Below are 15,899 nucleotides of genomic sequence, written 5' to 3' on the forward strand. Positions count from 1 at the left end.
GCTGCTCGGACGCACCACGGCAGACCGTCGGCCTGCGCCGGCGGCATGGCGCAGCCTGCGTTCGCGAGCTCCGCGCGAACATGGTGTCCGCTGTTCTTCCCTGCGGGGGTGCGCTTTCACCAGCCGCGATGCGGGCATGCCGATCGCGCCCGGGAAACCCCCGAGATGTGCCGGGGACCACGTCGCCCCCTACGGCCCGAGGTCAGCGACTGCGGTGACTCCAAGGGCCTGTCCGCTCTCGCTCCGGTGACGTCACGCGAGGTGGCGTGGGTGCGGTCGTCACGCCCCGGTCACCGGATGCGGGTGCCGCTCGATGTGCGTCTCGAGCCTCCGTTCAGCACCGCCCGGGGACCGGACGGCCGAGGCTTTCCGAGACCCACCGCCCTCAGGTCAGGCGAGCGCCGGTGGCCTGCAGGCGGGCGTCGAGGGCCTCGATGTCAGGCACGAACCAGATGTGGCTTGCCGTATTGGATTCATGCACCAGAGCCCGCAGTGCATCACTGGCCTCCAGATAGTGGGAGATATCCCCGACGACGGCCAGCCGGATTTTATAGTTGACAAACTTCTGCATGATCTCGCCTGCGATACGGGTGCTGAGCGAGAAGAACTCCTCGTCCAGGCGACTCACAGGTACGACCACGATCTCGGCGTCGAGCAAGGCCGCGCCGATCAGGTTCAGTGCATCCTGCTCAGTCGCCACGACAGGACCCGCGGGATCACACATCAACACCTGAACCCCATGCCGTTCCTGCAGTTCATCTGTCAATGGTCAGTCCCCCAAGTGAGGCAATCGCGAGCAGATATCGCTGGAGAAAATTAGCACACGCTTTGATCACGGGCCAAGGTCACATAAGTCACCTTGTATGATTGAGCCATCTTCCTGCTTTCAGGTTTATGGACTGGCTGAACCGGGCTGCGCAGTCGCCACCCCTCGCGGGGGCCATGGTCCCTCCGTAGCGTTTTCGCTGACCAGAGCGGTGTTCGACCGGTGGATGACCCCGCACCGGTAGACATGGGGTGGCGGACGGACGCACGGCGGCACCGACGCGGCTGAACGGAAGATCAGGCCAGTGCGTGGATGGCCGAATCCGGCCAGCAGCATTCCCGGAGCCGGCGTCCCCGGGGGCGCAGCAGCGCGAACTCCGCATCACCCGCCGCGCCGAAGTTTGCGGAGGTCGTGGGCGGGTAGCGTCCGCAGGTCTTCCCGAAGAGCTCCTCCCCCGCCCTACGCACAGTACCCTCAGCAAGGGTCCGGCGATGCGGGCCGGAGCGGTTTCTGAGCTTTCCCGGCGAGGCTCGGGACATCATTTCGCGCGCGAACCCGAGGATGCCTTTCCCTATTCACCGGAGAGGTCTTGCGAGACGACATCGTTTAGTGGTCGACTGCCCGCACCGACTCTTCGCCCAAGTGTTCACGCCTTGCGCACCCACGTCATTGTTCACACACGGGAGGAATAATGCCCAGGGATCACAGCGGCCTGGCTCCGCTCCAGCTCGACGAGAAGGAGTTCGAGCAGGATCCGCATGCCGTGTACGACGTCCTGCGCTCCGAGGCACCGGTCCGCGAGATCATCGCGCCGGGCGGGACCAAGGTCTGGCTCGTCACGCGCTACGAGGACGCGAAGTCCGTGCTGACCGACAACCGTCTGTCCAAGAATATCGAGGCCGGCCAGAAGGTGATCCAGCAGAACACCGACGGCGAGACCGGCATGGTGTTCGCCAGCGAGTTGGCGGCGCACATGATGAACGCCGACCCGCCGGACCACACCCGGCTGCGCCGGCAGGTCAACAAGGTGTTCACGCAGCGAGCAGTGGAGAAACTGGGTCCGCGGATTGAGCAGATAACCACGGAACTGCTCGATGCCATGGAAGGCCAGGACCAGGTGGACCTGATGCGCGCCTTCGCCTACCCGTTGCCCATGGCGGTGATCTGCGAGCTGCTCGGCGTGCCTGCCGGCGACCAGGAGCGCTTCCAGGGCTGGGTCCCCACCCAGCTCTCCGGCGGGGACCCGGAGAGCATGGCGCAGGCCACGACGGCACTGCTCGGATACCTGCACGAGTTGGTCGAGAGCAAGCGGTCGCAGCCGGCGGACGACCTGCTCACCGGTCTGGTGCGTTCCAGTGACGACGGCAAACTGAACACCCAGGAACTGGTGTCGATGGCGTTCCTGCTGCTGGTCGCAGGGAACGAGACCACGGTCAACCTCATCGGGAACGGGGCGTTCGCGCTGCTGCGCCACCCCGATCAGCTCGCCGCGCTGCGCGCGGACCGCTCATTGCTGCCCGGCGCGGTCGATGAGCTCCTTCGCTACGAGAGCCCGGTCAACACGTCGTCGCTGCGGTTCACGACCGAGCCGATCGAAATCGACGGAGTCGTCATACCGGAGGGCGAACTGGTGGTGGTCGCTCTCACGTCGGCCAACCGGGACGAGTCCCAGTTCCCCGATGCCGGCAGCCTGGACATTCACCGTTCCGCGGGCGCCAACCTGTCCTTCGGACACGGCATCCACTACTGCGTCGGAGCACAACTGGCACGGCTGGAGGCGCAGATCGCCTTCGACCGGCTCATCGACCGCTTCCCGCACATCCGGTTGGCAGCCGACCCGGCGGACCTCCGTTGGCAGCCGGGGACGGCGCTGCGCGGGCTGACATCCCTGCCGGTGTCGCTCCGCGCCGAGCGGAGCTGACCGGCGGTGTTCCCGGTGCGGGCTTCCCGCACCGGGGAGGACCCGGGTGTAACCTGCCTGGCCGCCCAGCTCCTTCGCGCCGGGCCTTCGCGGCCTGCACCGCGAGCGCACGCTCCCGGTGGGGGGCCGCACCACCTCCCCATCGCCGGTCGCGAGTTGAACGACCCCGGGGGGGTGCGTCGCGGCACACCTGACTGTCCGCACCGGCTCATGGCGTCGCTTACGCGGATGTCAACGAGCCCCACGGCTCCGGGTCACCACCGAATGCGGGGCGGGTCCTGCCACACCCGCGCCGAGTTGCAGCCCTACGGCCCGGCCTGAAAAGATCTCCCTACACCCCCGGTTGCGCCCGCTGCGGCAGACTGCAGGAGTGAGGGCAACCGCACGTGGTTCGCGGCCCGTCAGGGAGCACGCGGCGCGAGACGTCGCCCCGGCCGCACCCGTCGTCCGGCCGAACGACCATGAGTCCGTGATGACTTCTGCGGGTGCCTCGACGGTGATCGCACGTGGCGGACACGAACCGAATGTGTAGGAGTAGGGCTGCGATGAACCGTGAAGCAACGACGCCACGCCGGTTGGCCGTCGATCCCATGATCGACGTGCCCGCCGGAGAGATCGCGCTGCGGGACGAGGGCACGATGACGGACTGGACGGTCGAGGTTGCCGCCTTCCAGCTGGCACCTGGTCCGGTCACCCGCGAGCTGTACACCGCGGTGCTGGACGAGGCGCCGGAGAGCGCGGCGGGGCCGCGCACGCCGATGACCGAGGTCTCATGGCTGGACGCCGTCCGGTTCTGCAACCTGTTATCGCAGGCTGTCGGACTCAGCCCCTGCTACACGATGGGCGACAGCCGCGACGCCGAGGACGTGGTCTGCGACTGGTCGGCGGACGGTTACCGCCTGCCGACCGAAGCCGAGTGGGAGTACGCCTGCCGGGCCGGGAGTTCGGAGCCCCGCTACGGAGAGCTGGACGAGATCGCGTGGTACCGCGGGAACTCCGGGGGTGAGCTGCACGAGATCGCGATGCGGGAGCCGAACGCGTGGGGCTTCCACGACATGATCGGTAACGTCTGGGAGTGGTGCTGGGACGTCTATGACCCCCGTGTCTACGGCTCGTACCGCGTTTTCCGCGGTGGCGGCTTCTTCGACGAGCCCAGGGGATGCCGGGCGTCGTGCCGTCGCAAGAGCCACCCGACCCTCGCCATCGAGGACCTCGGGTTCAGGCTCGCCCGCTCACGGTGAGCGCTGCGCACAGGAGGAGAGCCCGGGAGCGAGACCGTGAACGCGGGGTGCTGTGGTGATCGCTGAGCTGTTGCCTCCGCCCATCGGCACGGGCAGCGCCTTCGTCGACTACGACGCGGCGCTGACCGCCCTGTACCCGCAGGAGGCCGCCGCCGTCGCGAGCGCCCGGCCGAAGCGCCTACGGGAATACGCGAACGTCCGCCTGTGCGCGCGCCGCGCCATGCGCGAACTGGGCGTGCCGCCGGCGCCTGTGCTGTCAGGTGTGCGCGGCGAACCGCTGTGGCCCGATGGCATCGTCGGCAGCTTGACGCACTGTCCCGGGTTCCGGGCCGCCGCCATGGGCCGCTCCTCCGCGTTCGTGGGTCTCGGCATCGATGCCGAGCCCGACCTTCCCCTGGCGGAGGACCTGCTGGAGTTCATCACGCTGCCCGAGGAGCGGGCGCGGGTGGTCGCGTTGACGCGATCCTCCCCCGGCGTCTGCTGGGACCGGTTGTTGTTCAGCGCCAAGGAAGCGGTGTTCAAGATCTGGTTCCCGCTCACCGGGCGAGAACTCGACTTCTCCGAGGCGGACATGCGCATCGACCCCGATGAAGGCACCTTCTTCGCGCGACTGCTCGTCCCGGGCCCCGTCGTCGACGGGGAATGTATCGAGGAGTTCGACGGCCGGTGGCTCTCCCGCCGGGGCCTCCTGCTCACCGCGATCGCCCTGCGGCGGAGGACGTGACGGTGACCCGTCGTGGTCCCTGGGCCCGCGCGCGCAGCGGGGAGACCAGCTCGCCCCTCCACTGCCCGCACGGCATCCCGGGATGTACCCTCACCCGTCGGCCGCCGGGCATCCCAGGCGCTGCTCGCTGAGGCTCGGCCTGCGCGCGGCGAGTGCACGCGCCAGGGCCACGTACGGCTCAGCCGGTCCACGCCGGCCGCGACGAGACCGCCAGGGGCCCGCACCGTCGCGTGCCAGGGACCCGGCTTCGGGCGGGACGCGGGGTCCCTGACGCCCGGGAGCTCCAGGGTCGGTCCAGCCACGATGTGCGCGGCGAGGGACCGCGGCGTCGGCGCCAGGTGGACGGTCGGTGGGCGAGCGTGCGAAGGGCCCCGGCGCTTTCGCGCCGAGGCCCTGATGAGAGGGGCGCGCCGATCCGGAACGGCGCACCGTCGGCTGGGTTTCGGCGGTCCGCCGGTCCCTCTCCAGACGAGCGTCATCGCGTAGATCTCGACGCGGGAGTCGTCCGGCAGGGAGACCGAACGGACCGTCTTGCCACGGTCGAGCTCGGCGGCCGTACCGAAGAGCCGAATGGACGGCCCGTCGACACCGCTCCCCCGCTTGATGCGGTGCGGCATGTCGAGGACGACCGTGCTGCCGTTCGGCGCGGAGCCCGCCCAGTCACCGAAGGTCACCGGTGCCTCCGTGCTGCTGCCGTCCGCGTAGTGCACGGTCAGCGTGGTGGTCACAGGACCGTTGTGCGCCGAGCCGACCAGCCGCAGCGCACCGTGCTGCCCCGCGGGCAACAGGAGCGCCTGCCCGCCGACCACCCCAGGCATTTGCCGACGTCAAACCCAAACGCGCACACGGCAAGTGGCACTACGTATGGGTCCTGCCAAAGAAGGCCGCCCGCTGAGCCCGCAGCCACTTCTCTCGGCCGGGGACACCATCTGCAACTACGTGCCCAGCCAACGAGCGGTCGCATCGCCCGTCGGACCTGCTGAGTACGGAATAGACCAGCGGGATCGTCACCAACCGCAAACGCCGATGGTCTTCCTGGCCTGTGCGGCTCGTACACTGACGAGAATGGCGGACCCCACGGCCCCCGGGATCGGTGCGCGTCCGGCGCCCGTCCTGAGGAAGTACGTCGACTCGTACGTCGGCTTCGACCTCCGTGGGCTCCCGACGGGGGTGCACTGCGGCCCGCCGAGCCGGGCGCTCACTGCGGTGATCAGCCTGTCAGATCCTCTGGAGGTGGCGGCGGGCGTCGACGACGGGTCACCGGTAAGCCGCTTCGGCAGCGTGGCCGGCGGTCTGATGTGCCGGTCCGTCGCGATTCACCATGACGGACGCCAGCAGGGTGTCCAGGTGTCGCTGACACCGCTCGGGGCCCGGGCCGTCTACGGCATGCCCGCAGCCGAGCTCGCCCACCGGTTGGTCCCACTTGACGAGCTTCTCGGAGCGCTTGCCGGTGAGTTGGCCGACCGGCTCCGTTCGGCGACAACATGGGCGGCGCGGTTCACCGTGCTGGACGAGTTGCTCCTCCGAGCTGTGAGCCGTGGCGCCTGCGACGACCACGTGCGCCGGATACGCCCCGAGGTGGCCGAGGCCTGGCGCCGTCTCGTCGCCGCGCGGGGTTGCGTCCAGGTCGGTGCGGTCGCCGCGGAACTCGGCTGGAGCCGTCGGTACCTCACCGAGCGGTTTCGCGGTGAGGTGGGCCTGTCGCCGAAGACCGTCTCCCGAGTCCTGCGCTTCGAGCACGCGCACGAACTTGCGGCGGCACAGGACCCGCTCCCCTGGAGCGAAGTGGCAAGCGTCTCCGGCTACGCCGACCAGGCCCATCTCGTGCGCGACTGGCGCGAGTTCACGGGCCGCTCGCCGACCGCCTGGCGACGCGGCGAAGTACTCCTCGGAGCCGGGTAGCCGCCACCCGTCCACCCGTCGAGCCTGCTCCCCTTCCCTTTTCTTCAAGACCGCCCGCTCACTGCCGTGGACGATCGTCGGCATGAGACTCGTCAACCACGAACGCAATGCCATGGACCTGCGGACCACCCCCGTACACCTCGGACTGGGGGCGACAGCGAGACACGTCGAGGGCTTCGCCTGGGACCCGGAGGTGCTCCAGGCCTACAGCGCCGCGGTCGCGGCAGACGGCGCTGAGGGCCGGATGGTGATGATCTTCGACGGCGAAGGGCTCGGTGACCACTGGGAAAGCCACCCCGCAGGGGACGAGCTGGTCGTGTGCCTCAGCGGGTGCGTGACGGTCACCCGCGACAGGGACGGAGTGCCCGGCCGCGTTCGGCTCGGGCCGGGCGAGGCCACCATCAACCCGGCCGGGGTATGGCACGTCGTCGACATGGAGGGGCCGGCGTCCATCCTGTCCGTCACTGCGACCCTCGGCGCCGACCACCGTCCTCGGACCGACGCCCACCCCACCGAACCCCTCGGCACGCCCAGCCCGGCGGAAGCGCCGTGACGACTCGCCTCGCGTGCCTCGGCGACAGCATCACCCGCGCACAGTTCAGCGCCGACTACCTGGACCTTCTCGGACGACGCCACACCCCCGGTGACGTGCAGCTTGCCCGTTTCGCCGCCAACGGCGACTTCGCCCACAACCTCTTGCAGCGCCTCGACGCTGTGGTCACGAACCCACCCGATGTGATCACCGTGCTGATCGGGACCAACGACGCCCGAGCAAGTCTTGCCGGCTACCCCGTCGAGCAGGCCATGAAGCGCAAACAGCTCCCCGAGCGCCCGTCGGCCGGCTGGTTCCAGCAGTGCCTGGGGGCCGTCGTCTCTCGTCTGCGAGCGGAGACCGACGCGACGATCGGTCTGCTGTCCCTGCCGGTACTCGGTCAGCAACTCGACGGAGCAGCGGCACAGGCATCGCAGGCCTACAGCCGGCTGATCGCCGAGGTCGCCGCAACCCACGAGGTGGCCTACCTTCCGCTCCACGAACGCCAGATCGAGGAACTGCGCCAAGCGAACCCGCCGCCGATCGCGTACCGGGAGGTGACGCCCGCAGCGGTCGTCGGCGTGCTCGTCCAGCACGCGCTGCTGCGCCGCAGCCTCGACACGATCGCACGGCGGCGAGGTCTCGTGCTCACGACCGACCACATCCACCAGAACAGCAGCGGCGCCACCCTTGTCGCTGAGGTCATCGACGCCGGACTGCTGACCCGGAGCGCGTAGCTGATCCCGGCGCACCGCCAGTCGGATGCCATCTACCGCGCGAAGGTGGCATCCGACCCAGGCGGTGAACGCTGACGCCAGCCGGCTCGTCCGGCTGCGTGACCACCGCAAGAGCGCCTGACTCACGGTCCCGTGGCGCTGCTGTCGTCGACCGTGGCCCCCCTTCGGAGCCGGTGGCGCTGTCGCCGACGAGGAGCGTGTGGCACAGAGCTTCGGGAGTCGTGGGCCGGCGCGTTGCGTGTGCCTTCTTCCCGGACCATCGGCGCTGCTACACCTGCCTCGCAGGAGGGTGAGGCATCCATCACTGCGCCGGCCCCTGTCGCCGTGAGGTCAGCGGTCCCCACAGGGGCCGGAGGAGCCCGGCGTGGTCGACATCTACGACTTGGCGAACACCTCTGCGTACGAGTAGACCGGGAGGCTCCCGGGACCTGTCACGCGAAGTACCGGCACACCATCGGCCACCTTCTCGCTCTGCGCTTCGCCTTCGGAGATCCAGTTGACCTCGACGCTGAAACGGACGTCGTGATTTCCGGGGAACAACTGCAGGCTGAGCTGCTCCGGATCGCTGTCGGAGACCTTGAGCGGAAAGTTGACGGCCTTGGTGCTGTCTCTGCTGGCCGGCTGCAGACTGATCTCTTCGGCCATGAGGTCCACATCGAAGACGCGCGGTGTCATGAGGCCACCGCACTCCTTGTTGACGACCGATCCCGCAGTCGGGACGGGGGCAGCGGAAAGCCGACGGACCGTCACGCCTGTGACGACGATGGCCTGGGATGTTTTGGCCTGCAGGGTCAGCGTGAGGTCTGCGGGGTCGTCCTGGGGCGCGGTCACGGCGACACCTTTTTGCAGTTGGTGGCTGCCGGCGTCCCGGCGAAGTTCATCGAGCGATTGGTCCATGTACACGGGGCAGGACCCCAGAGCCGCATGCACCGTCAGCCCCGGCGGGGCCGACCATTGCTCCTGCATCCAGCCCCACCCGCCTGTGACCATGGCTGTGGTGACCGCGGCTGCCACAGCCAAAACCGCGGGCACCAGATACACGGGATTCCTCACGTGCGAGGGCCGCCGGGGCGGATGTACCGGCATGGGCGGTATGGGCCCCCGGCTGAGTGAAGGGTCAGCCGGCCCTGTGTGGGTTCCTCGCCGAGGTCCTGCCTGGCCTGCCAATTCGGTGCCCCCGAGAGATCGCGATGAATTTACGAAGATCATCTCAGCGCATTTCGCTGTCCCTTGGCAACGGGCACACCCTGATGCGCCAGGACGTCCTCGGTGGAGCGGAGTGGGCGTGGCCTCACCTCGCACCTTCATGAGGCGGGTTGTCCGACGTGTGATCACGTAAACGAAATGACCCCTGACCAACAAGAATGAGGACTGTTGAGGTCCTTGTTCCAGCTGCCGTGGGAGGCACATCCCAGGTGAAGAGCGTATCGGCTCCTCTCCGCACGTCCCCATCCAGGGCGACGGCCGGACGGTGGTGTCTCAGGCCGGTGCTGTCGTGTTGATCGAGACCGCTCGCAAGACCGGGCTGGACCCTGCGATCACCGGGGCGCCGAGACCTTGCCGCCGGTCCTCGAACCGTGCACGATCCAGGCAAGGCCCTGCTTGACGTTGCTCTTGCGTTCCCGCTGCCCCCCGATCTGTCCTGCGGGTGTCGGGATGCTTCGGGCCGAGACGGCCGTGTCCGGTCGGGTTGCCTCGGACCCGACGGCCTCCCGGCTCATCGACACTCGCGCGGCGGGCCGGAGCGTACGGGCACGTCTTGAAGCCCGCCAAGAGCGCGGCCAGATCCACCAGGCCGGCCTCACGGTTCCGCCGCCGCCTGGACAGTGCCCGCCGAACCGGCGGTGAGAGCCGGCACGGCGCTCGGGTCGCGTAACTCGATTCAGCGGCCGGGGGGAGGCGCGGTGACTTGACCGCGATGTGAGACTTGAAGCATGGGCATGGGGCGTGAGTCGCGGTCGGAGAAGGACGCAATGACGGTGGAGATTGTCTTCGCCCTGATGACTGCTGCCATGTTGGCTGGGGTGATCTTTGTCTGCGCCTGGGCGCTCGCCCTGGCCCTTGGTCTTTCCGGTTCGGTAGCGAGCGGCGCGTTGGCAGGGGGTGCGCTGCTCGGAGCGGGGGCCGGAGTGTGGCGTCTGGTTCGGGTCCTGCTTCGATTCGACAAGCAGCGCAGACTGGGCCACTGACTCCACAGGCCTTCCTCTTGCGGTCGCCAGCCTCCCGGCGTGTCGGTCGTGGACGACCGGAGCATGCTCCTCCTCGGACGGGGCGCCCTCAACCGCAGGACCGAACTCGCCGACCTGTCCATCGCCGATGTGGCGGTCGACGACGACTCGTCAGCCTGCACCCCCGGTCCTCCAAGACGTCTACCATCACTGCAGGCCGCCTGGGGCGGGGAGGACGACCTCTTCGTCGTCCACTCAACGGGCGACCTTGCACTGCTCCCCCACCTCAGACGGGCGCCGGGGTGGACGACGGCACCCTGGTCCCCAGGCAGGACAGCGGGAGCTCCTTGCCACCCGCGGTGTCACAGCGAGTTGAGGAGCAGCCCATGGAGCTGATGGAAGAGCGAAGTGGAACGATGCGGTGCATTCACTGCGGACAGGACATCATGTGCGGCCAGCCTGCCCTGGGCGGCCCGTGTACCGGCCAGGTGCACGTCCACGGCAACGATCCCGCCGTCTCCCTCAGCAGGGACCAGACAGCCCGCGTGCCAAGCCGGGGCACAGGTGCTCTTGCAAGGCGTCCAGCTCGGGCCGAGCGTCGCTCCGACCAGCCTCCTGTTCCGCGCGGGAGGGAGGATCCGAGTCCGGCACACACTCGCACCGCTGCGACGAGGGCCGGCAACGAGAAATTGGCCCGGGTCGGCACAGCGTTCCTCGGCACGATCACGCTGGCAGACGGCGCGGGAGTCTGCGTCGTCCACCCCGCCCGCGGAGGCGGCAAGGTGTATGTCGCCCCCGACGAGACAGTCCTGTTCGTCCCCTCGTCCATGCACTTCGACACCGGGCTCAGCGCGTTCCTCGCCGGCGCACGAACACCCGTGGTGCCGTAACCGCGCAATTGTCGTGGCCGACCTCGAGTGGGCGTAGAGCGCTCGGGGACCATCCCCGCACCTCAGCGGGGAGCACGACCCTCATTCGTGCGCCCATCCAGTCGACGAAGGTCTTTCCACCGGGCCTCGCGGGCGAAGGCTGGCGGACGGCCGCCGAGCCTGCCGCGACGTTCGCGGTTCGCGGCCTGGTCGGAGGGCTGCCGCATCACTGCCCGGACCGTGCCTCGCCACCGACGACGAAGGGAATCGGGATCTTCGCGTGCCTGCCGGTGGCCGGAGGGCATCGGCGCGTTTATGCCCACGCCTTGGCCGGCTGTTGCCCGGCGATCGAGGCTCAGGCAATCGCACGGAGGGCGACCTCGGCGGCGCGGGCGATCAGGGCGTCGTCGCGTTCGGCGTCTTTGGTGTCGCGGCGTGAGAGGACGGCGAGGGTGATCGGAGCGGCGTCGGGTGGCCAGATGATGGCGATGTCATTGCGGGTGCCATAGCCGCCGGAGCCGGTCTTGTCCCCCACCTGCCAGCCGTCAGGAGTGCCGGCGCGGATGGTGTGGTCGCCTGTCGTGTTGCGCTTGAGCCAGTCGGTCAGTACGGCCCGCTTGTCCGCCGGAAGGGTGGTGCCGAGGACGTAGGTGCGCAGGTCGTGGGCGAGGGCACGCGGGGTGCTGGTGTCACGGACGTCACCGGGGACCGCGTCACTCAGCGCGACCTCGTAGCGGTCACAGCGGGTGACGTTGTCGCCTTCGGCGCGCAGGGCATCCTGGAGGCCCTGGGGGCCGCCGAGTTCGCGGAAGAGGAGATTCGCCGCGGTGTTGTCGCTGTAGCGGACGGCGGCGTCGCACAGCTCACGCAGGGTCAGTCCGGTGGCGATGTGCCGCTCGGTGATCGGGGAGTTGCTGATGAGATCGTCACGGTCGTAACGCACCAGCCGGTCGATCTGCCTCAGGGAGTTCCTGCTGAGTACGGCGCCGGCGAGCAGTGCCTTGCAGGTGGAGGCGTAGGCGAAGCGTTCGTCGGCCCGGTGGGTCACGGTCCGGCCGCTGCCCGTGTCGAGTGCGTAGACACCCAGCCGGGCGTCGAATGTCCGCTCCAGTTCACGGAACGCGCGCGCCGTACGCGAGGTGGCTGGTGGTGCCGATGCGGCGGGCTTCGAGGTGGCTGGATTCGGACCGGAGGTCGCCGGGGGGTGCGCCGTCCGGGCGACGGTGCACCCGGAGAGTGGCAGGGTCGCCGACCCAGCCAGCATGGCGAGGGCGGCACGACGAGTGCGGGGGTGCATGAGGTGCGGGCATTCCTTTCTGAAGCGGTCGTTCGGACAGCCTGATTTCTGTTCAACGGGCCAGGTTGCCCAGGAAGCGCGCCGCGACCGGGGCTGCGTCTGCGCCGCCGGAACCGCCGTCCTCGAGGAGCACGGCCCAGGCGAGGTCGGAGTCGCCCTGGTACCCGATCATCCAGGCGTGCGTGCGCGGCGGGTTCTCGCTGCCGAATTCAGCGGTTCCGGTCTTCGCGTGGGGTTGACCGTGCAGGCCCTTCAACGCGTGGGCGGAACCGGAGGTCACGGTGGTACGCATCATCTCGCGGAGCCCGCCCGCGACCTCGGCGTCCAGCGCCGCCGGTGCCCGGTACTTCTTCTTCACCGCGTCCGGCACCAGGACCGGCTGGTTGAACGTCCCGCTCTTGACGGTGGCCGCGACGGATGCCATCACCAGCGGTGACGCCTGGACGCGTGCCTGGCCGATGGTGGCGGCGGCCTTGTCGTTGTCGCTCGTGGTGACGGGAACGCTGCCGTCATAGGTGGTCGTCCCCACGTCCCAGCTGCCACCGATGCCGAACGCTTGCGCCGCGTCCCGCAGGTCGGTGTCGGAGAGCCGGCCTCGTGCGTTGACGAAGTACGTGTTGCAGGACTGGGCGAAGACGTCCGCGAAGGTCGAACCGGTGGGGAGTTCGAACTGCTTCTGGTTCTCGAAGCGCTGTCCGTCGACGCTCGCGAACTTCGGGCAGGCCGCAGGGGCTTCGGGTTTCAGACCACCCTCCAGAAGGGCCGCTGCCGTGACGACCTTGAAGACCGAACCGGGCGGATAGCGGCCTTCGAGGGCGCGGTTGAAACCACCCGGCCGGTTGGCGGCGGCGAGAATGTGACCGTTGCGTGGGTCCACGGCGACGATGGCCGCATCGACGTCCACCCCGGACAGGGCGTCGGCCGCCGCCTCCTGGACGCGAGGGTCGATGGTGGTGCGGACCGGGCGGCCTGCGGCCGGCGCGGTGTCGGTGAGGTTCTTGACGGCGCGCCCGCTCTGCCGGTCCGCTACCACGACGGATTTGCTTGCCTTCCGGCCCCCGGACAGGACGTCGTCGTAGCGGGCCTCCAGACCGGACGTCCCCTTACCGCTGACGGGGTCGACGGTACCGACGAGGCTCTCCGCACGGAGCGGGTCCCCCTGGGTGTCGAGCACCCTCGCCCTGTCGTTGCTGTTCTTGAGGGCAAGGGTCTGCCCCGGTTCCAGCTCCGGATGGATCACCGGCGAAGTGAACTCGACCTTCCACGTCCCTGATGTGTCGACCACCTGCGCACCGGAGCGCCAGGTGACGTCTCCTGCGCCCGGTATCGCCATGGTCACCGTGAAGGGGAAGTGCACTTCTCCTTCCCCCTTCTTCAGGCCCTCGCCTCCGACCGCTGTGGTCTTGGAGGGCTTGAGGTTGGTCAGGACCGAGCTGAGGAGCGACGCGGCGTCGTCAGGCGTGTCGGTGTAACCCGCCGCCTTCCGCGCGTCGTGCCCAGCCCAGGCGGCGAGGAAGGCGGCGAAGGGCTTGCGGGCGGACGCCACGTCCGTGTCTTTCTTCGCGTCGCCACCCCAGAGGCCGAAGGCGGCATACCCGCCTCCCGCCAGCACGAGTAGGGACATGCCGATGATCAGCGGTCGCCGCACGCGCCGAGTCCCCGCGTGAGGGGCGGCACCGTTCCGGCTGTGTACGTGCGTCAAGGTGATCTCCGTTTCGGATCGGGCGGTCCGCACCTGAGCGTCCTGCCGGAGACGGCCCCGGTGTCGTGTGTGCGGGCTCGACAGCGGCCGATGACGGCCCTTCCGAACCCGCGGGGCCGCCCCCTCGGCCAGGAGTCAAGCCCGCCGCCGGGCACATGTCGAATACGATCTCGGCATTCGCATGATTCGGAAGTCGTATCAGTGCACGCCAGGAGGTGCAGAGTGCTGACCGAACGGCATCTGGAAATCTTCATCGCCCTGGCAGAGGAGGAACACTTCGGGGCCGCCGCTCAGCGGGTCGGCATCACCCAGCCGCCTCTGTCGCAGGGTTTGCGCCGACTGGAGACCCTGCTTGGCGTACGTTTGTTCGATCGCGACAGGGGCGTGTGCCTCACCGAGGAGGGGACGCAACTGCTTCCTCACGCCCGCAGAGCACTGGCCGCGCTCGTGGAACTCCGTGAGACCGGGGCCCGGGAGCAGGCCGACGGAACTCGGCTGCGGCTCGGGCTGGCTCCCGAAGTGCCGACGACCCTGGCGGCCGACGCGGCAGCGGCACCGGTCCGGGCGGGCGAACGGACGCGGATCGGCATGGTGACGGCACCGACAACCGCGCTGCTCAGTGACGTCGTTGCCGGGCGGCTGGACATCGCCGTGATCCGGCATCCCTCCGTACTGCACGGTCTCGCCGCCGGCCGCGTGATCCTTCTGCCGACCTGGATCCTCGCCCCCGCCGAGCGGGGGGAGACACGTGACGCACCGACGTCGCCTCTGCCCGTTGCCGTACGTCCCCGCGCCGAAGCCCCCGCGGCCCACGACCTGTTCATCGACACCCTGGCCAGCCGCGGCCGACGGGTGGAAACCGTGGTGGTCTCCGACGAGCGCGCCGCTCTCGCACTCGTCGCGGCAGGTCAGGCAGTCCTTGTCACCGCGGACGACGCGCTCGCGGCCCCCGGCGTCGAGCGGCGAACGGCCACGGACCCACCGCTTCCCCTACGCCTGCGGGTGACCTGGGACCCGCGCCGGCCGGGGGCGGATGAGACGGCGAGGACAGCGCAACTCCTTGAGGACGCGCTGACCGGGAAGGTGACACCGTGAGCGCGACGCGGCGCGGCAGCGGCGTGGAACGCGCCATCCGCGGCATGTTCGACGACGCGGGCGTCCGCGGCTGGCTGCACGTGGCAGACCTGCACCATCCATCGGCCCAGGTGACCATCGACGCCGAGGAACAGCTGCCCATCGGATCGATCTACAAGGTGCCTGTGATGGTCGCCTTCTGCCGGCTTGCGGACGCGGGCCTGATCGACCCGCGCCGCAGACTGACACTGGAACCCGACGAGCGCGTACCCGGCCCGACCGGCATCTCCGTCCTGCACGACGCCGTGACCATGTCGCTGCGCGACATGGTGGTGCTGATGATGACCATCTCCGACAACGCCTCGGCCGACGCCGTTCTCCGAGCGGTCGGTCCGGACGTCGTGGACGCCGCGTGCCGGGACCTGGGCATGCCCGACACCCATATCCGTGGAGGCGTCGTCAACACGTTCAGCCGACTGATCGCCGAAACCGGCACCCGCTCGCTGGACGCGGCCCTGGCCCATGTGGCGGACAACGACACCGTCGTCCCACCCGGCGTGTACGACCCCGCGTTCAAGGCCTCCTCCTCACCGGCGGACATGGCACGGCTCCTGCGAGCGATCTGGACCGGTCAGGCCGCCTCCGACGACCGTTGCGCGTTCATGCGCAAGGTGATGCGCCAACAACCGTGGACACACCGGCTCGGCTCCGGATTCCCGTATGACGCCGTCACCGTCTACGGGAAGACCGGCACCCTCGGGGCACTGCGCCATGAGGCGGGCGTCGTCGAGCTCGCCGACGGCAGCACCTACACGGCCGTCGTCTTCACTCATGCTGCCCGGTCCGACCACAAGCTCCCGCGCGCCGACGCCGTGATCGGGGCCGCGGCCCGGGTGGCCGTGGAGGAACTGCGGGGGCGCCAGGACACCTGACGGGGACCCCCGCCGTACGAACCGCGGCAAAAAA

General features: G+C 69.2%; 14 protein-coding genes and 1 pseudogene. 11 read left to right on the forward strand and 4 right to left on the reverse strand.

Going from position 1 to position 15,899, the window contains the following annotated elements; all coding sequences use genetic code 11:
* Nucleotides 1-385: 385 nt before the first annotated feature.
* Nucleotides 386-766: a DUF4180 domain-containing protein gene (locus ACFY8O_RS30495; protein ID WP_387908071.1), complete on the reverse strand. Its 381-nt coding sequence runs from the start codon at nt 764-766 to the stop codon at nt 386-388.
* A 691-nt stretch (nt 767-1,457) separates the two neighbouring features.
* Between ACFY8O_RS30495 and ACFY8O_RS30500 the strand changes: the two genes are divergently transcribed.
* The 6 genes from ACFY8O_RS30500 to ACFY8O_RS30525 all read left to right on the forward strand — a co-directional run bounded on the left by ACFY8O_RS30500 (nt 1,458) and on the right by ACFY8O_RS30525 (nt 7,823).
* Nucleotides 1,458-2,687 carry a cytochrome P450 family protein gene (locus tag ACFY8O_RS30500; protein WP_387908074.1) on the forward strand — a complete coding sequence of 410 codons (1,230 nt, stop codon included), beginning with the start codon at nt 1,458-1,460 and terminating at the stop codon, nt 2,685-2,687.
* A gap of 545 nt (nt 2,688-3,232) precedes the next feature.
* Nucleotides 3,233-3,928, forward strand: coding sequence for a formylglycine-generating enzyme family protein (locus ACFY8O_RS30505; protein WP_387908076.1), 696 nt, complete (start codon nt 3,233-3,235; stop codon nt 3,926-3,928).
* 55 nt (nt 3,929-3,983) lie between these two features.
* Nucleotides 3,984-4,652 carry a 4'-phosphopantetheinyl transferase family protein gene (locus ACFY8O_RS30510; protein ID WP_387908079.1) on the forward strand — a complete coding sequence of 223 codons (669 nt, stop codon included), beginning with the start codon at nt 3,984-3,986 and terminating at the stop codon, nt 4,650-4,652.
* Between the two features lie 1,065 nt (nt 4,653-5,717).
* Nucleotides 5,718-6,554 carry a helix-turn-helix domain-containing protein gene (locus tag ACFY8O_RS30515; protein WP_387908082.1) on the forward strand — a complete coding sequence of 279 codons (837 nt, stop codon included), beginning with the start codon at nt 5,718-5,720 and terminating at the stop codon, nt 6,552-6,554.
* Nucleotides 6,555-6,636: 82 nt separating this feature from the next.
* Nucleotides 6,637-7,107, forward strand: coding sequence for a cupin domain-containing protein (locus ACFY8O_RS30520; RefSeq protein ID WP_387908084.1), 471 nt, complete (start codon nt 6,637-6,639; stop codon nt 7,105-7,107).
* Nucleotides 7,104-7,823: an SGNH/GDSL hydrolase family protein gene (locus ACFY8O_RS30525; protein WP_387908087.1), complete on the forward strand. Its 720-nt coding sequence runs from the start codon at nt 7,104-7,106 to the stop codon at nt 7,821-7,823. The genes ACFY8O_RS30520 and ACFY8O_RS30525 overlap by 4 nt, the downstream gene beginning before the upstream one ends.
* Nucleotides 7,824-8,198: 375 nt before the next feature.
* Here the strand turns inward: ACFY8O_RS30525 and ACFY8O_RS30530 are convergent, their stop codons facing one another.
* Nucleotides 8,199-8,864 carry a hypothetical protein gene (locus ACFY8O_RS30530; RefSeq protein WP_387908089.1) on the reverse strand — a complete coding sequence of 222 codons (666 nt, stop codon included), beginning with the start codon at nt 8,862-8,864 and terminating at the stop codon, nt 8,199-8,201.
* A 367-nt stretch (nt 8,865-9,231) separates the two neighbouring features.
* Between ACFY8O_RS30530 and ACFY8O_RS34470 the strand changes: the two are divergent.
* From ACFY8O_RS34470 to ACFY8O_RS30540, 3 genes and pseudogenes are all read left to right on the forward strand, one after another.
* Nucleotides 9,232-9,599: pseudogene (locus ACFY8O_RS34470) on the forward strand (transposase); the annotation flags it as partial.
* Nucleotides 9,600-9,757: 158 nt separating this feature from the next.
* A complete protein-coding gene (locus tag ACFY8O_RS30535; RefSeq protein WP_387908092.1) occupies nt 9,758-10,012 on the forward strand; it encodes a DUF6332 family protein in 255 nt (84 codons plus the stop codon).
* Nucleotides 10,013-10,680: 668 nt separating this feature from the next.
* Nucleotides 10,681-10,881, forward strand: coding sequence for a hypothetical protein (locus ACFY8O_RS30540; RefSeq protein WP_387908094.1), 201 nt, complete (start codon nt 10,681-10,683; stop codon nt 10,879-10,881).
* A gap of 334 nt (nt 10,882-11,215) precedes the next feature.
* Here the strand turns inward: ACFY8O_RS30540 and bla are convergent, their stop codons facing one another.
* Nucleotides 11,216-12,157: a class A beta-lactamase gene (gene bla, locus ACFY8O_RS30550; protein ID WP_387908097.1), complete on the reverse strand. Its 942-nt coding sequence runs from the start codon at nt 12,155-12,157 to the stop codon at nt 11,216-11,218.
* Nucleotides 12,158-12,209: 52 nt separating this feature from the next.
* The gene (locus tag ACFY8O_RS30555) at nt 12,210-13,781 is read right to left on the reverse strand and encodes a penicillin-binding transpeptidase domain-containing protein (protein ID WP_387908099.1); all 1,572 of its coding nucleotides are present in this window, start codon (nt 13,779-13,781) and stop codon (nt 12,210-12,212) included.
* A 300-nt stretch (nt 13,782-14,081) separates the two neighbouring features.
* On the opposite strand from ACFY8O_RS30555, the gene ACFY8O_RS30560 reads away from it, so the two are divergent.
* Both ACFY8O_RS30560 and ACFY8O_RS30565 read left to right on the forward strand, forming a co-directional pair.
* Nucleotides 14,082-14,954, forward strand: a complete 873-nt coding sequence (locus ACFY8O_RS30560; RefSeq protein ID WP_387908102.1) for a LysR family transcriptional regulator — start codon at nt 14,082-14,084, stop codon at nt 14,952-14,954.
* A complete protein-coding gene (locus ACFY8O_RS30565; protein WP_387908105.1) occupies nt 14,951-15,865 on the forward strand; it encodes a serine hydrolase in 915 nt (304 codons plus the stop codon). The genes ACFY8O_RS30560 and ACFY8O_RS30565 overlap by 4 nt, the downstream gene beginning before the upstream one ends.
* The last annotated feature ends 34 nt before the right edge of the window (nt 15,866-15,899 follow it).

The organism is Streptomyces argenteolus (assembly GCF_042902585.1).
GTDB classification, from domain to species: Bacteria; Actinomycetota; Actinomycetes; order Streptomycetales; family Streptomycetaceae; genus Streptomyces; species Streptomyces argenteolus.

Coding starts and splice junctions, on each gene's coding strand:
- ACFY8O_RS30500 (WP_387908074.1), top strand. CDS start 1,458: ATGCCCAGGGATCACAGCGGCCTGGCTCCGCTCCAGCTCGACGAGAAG.
- ACFY8O_RS30505 (WP_387908076.1), top strand. CDS start 3,233: ATGAACCGTGAAGCAACGACGCCACGCCGGTTGGCCGTCGATCCCATG.
- ACFY8O_RS30515 (WP_387908082.1), top strand. CDS start 5,718: ATGGCGGACCCCACGGCCCCCGGGATCGGTGCGCGTCCGGCGCCCGTC.
- ACFY8O_RS30520 (WP_387908084.1), top strand. CDS start 6,637: ATGAGACTCGTCAACCACGAACGCAATGCCATGGACCTGCGGACCACC.
- ACFY8O_RS30535 (WP_387908092.1), top strand. CDS start 9,758: ATGGGCATGGGGCGTGAGTCGCGGTCGGAGAAGGACGCAATGACGGTG.
- bla (WP_387908097.1), bottom strand. CDS start 12,157: ATGCACCCCCGCACTCGTCGTGCCGCCCTCGCCATGCTGGCTGGGTCG.
- ACFY8O_RS30555 (WP_387908099.1), bottom strand. CDS start 13,781: ATGTCCCTACTCGTGCTGGCGGGAGGCGGGTATGCCGCCTTCGGCCTC.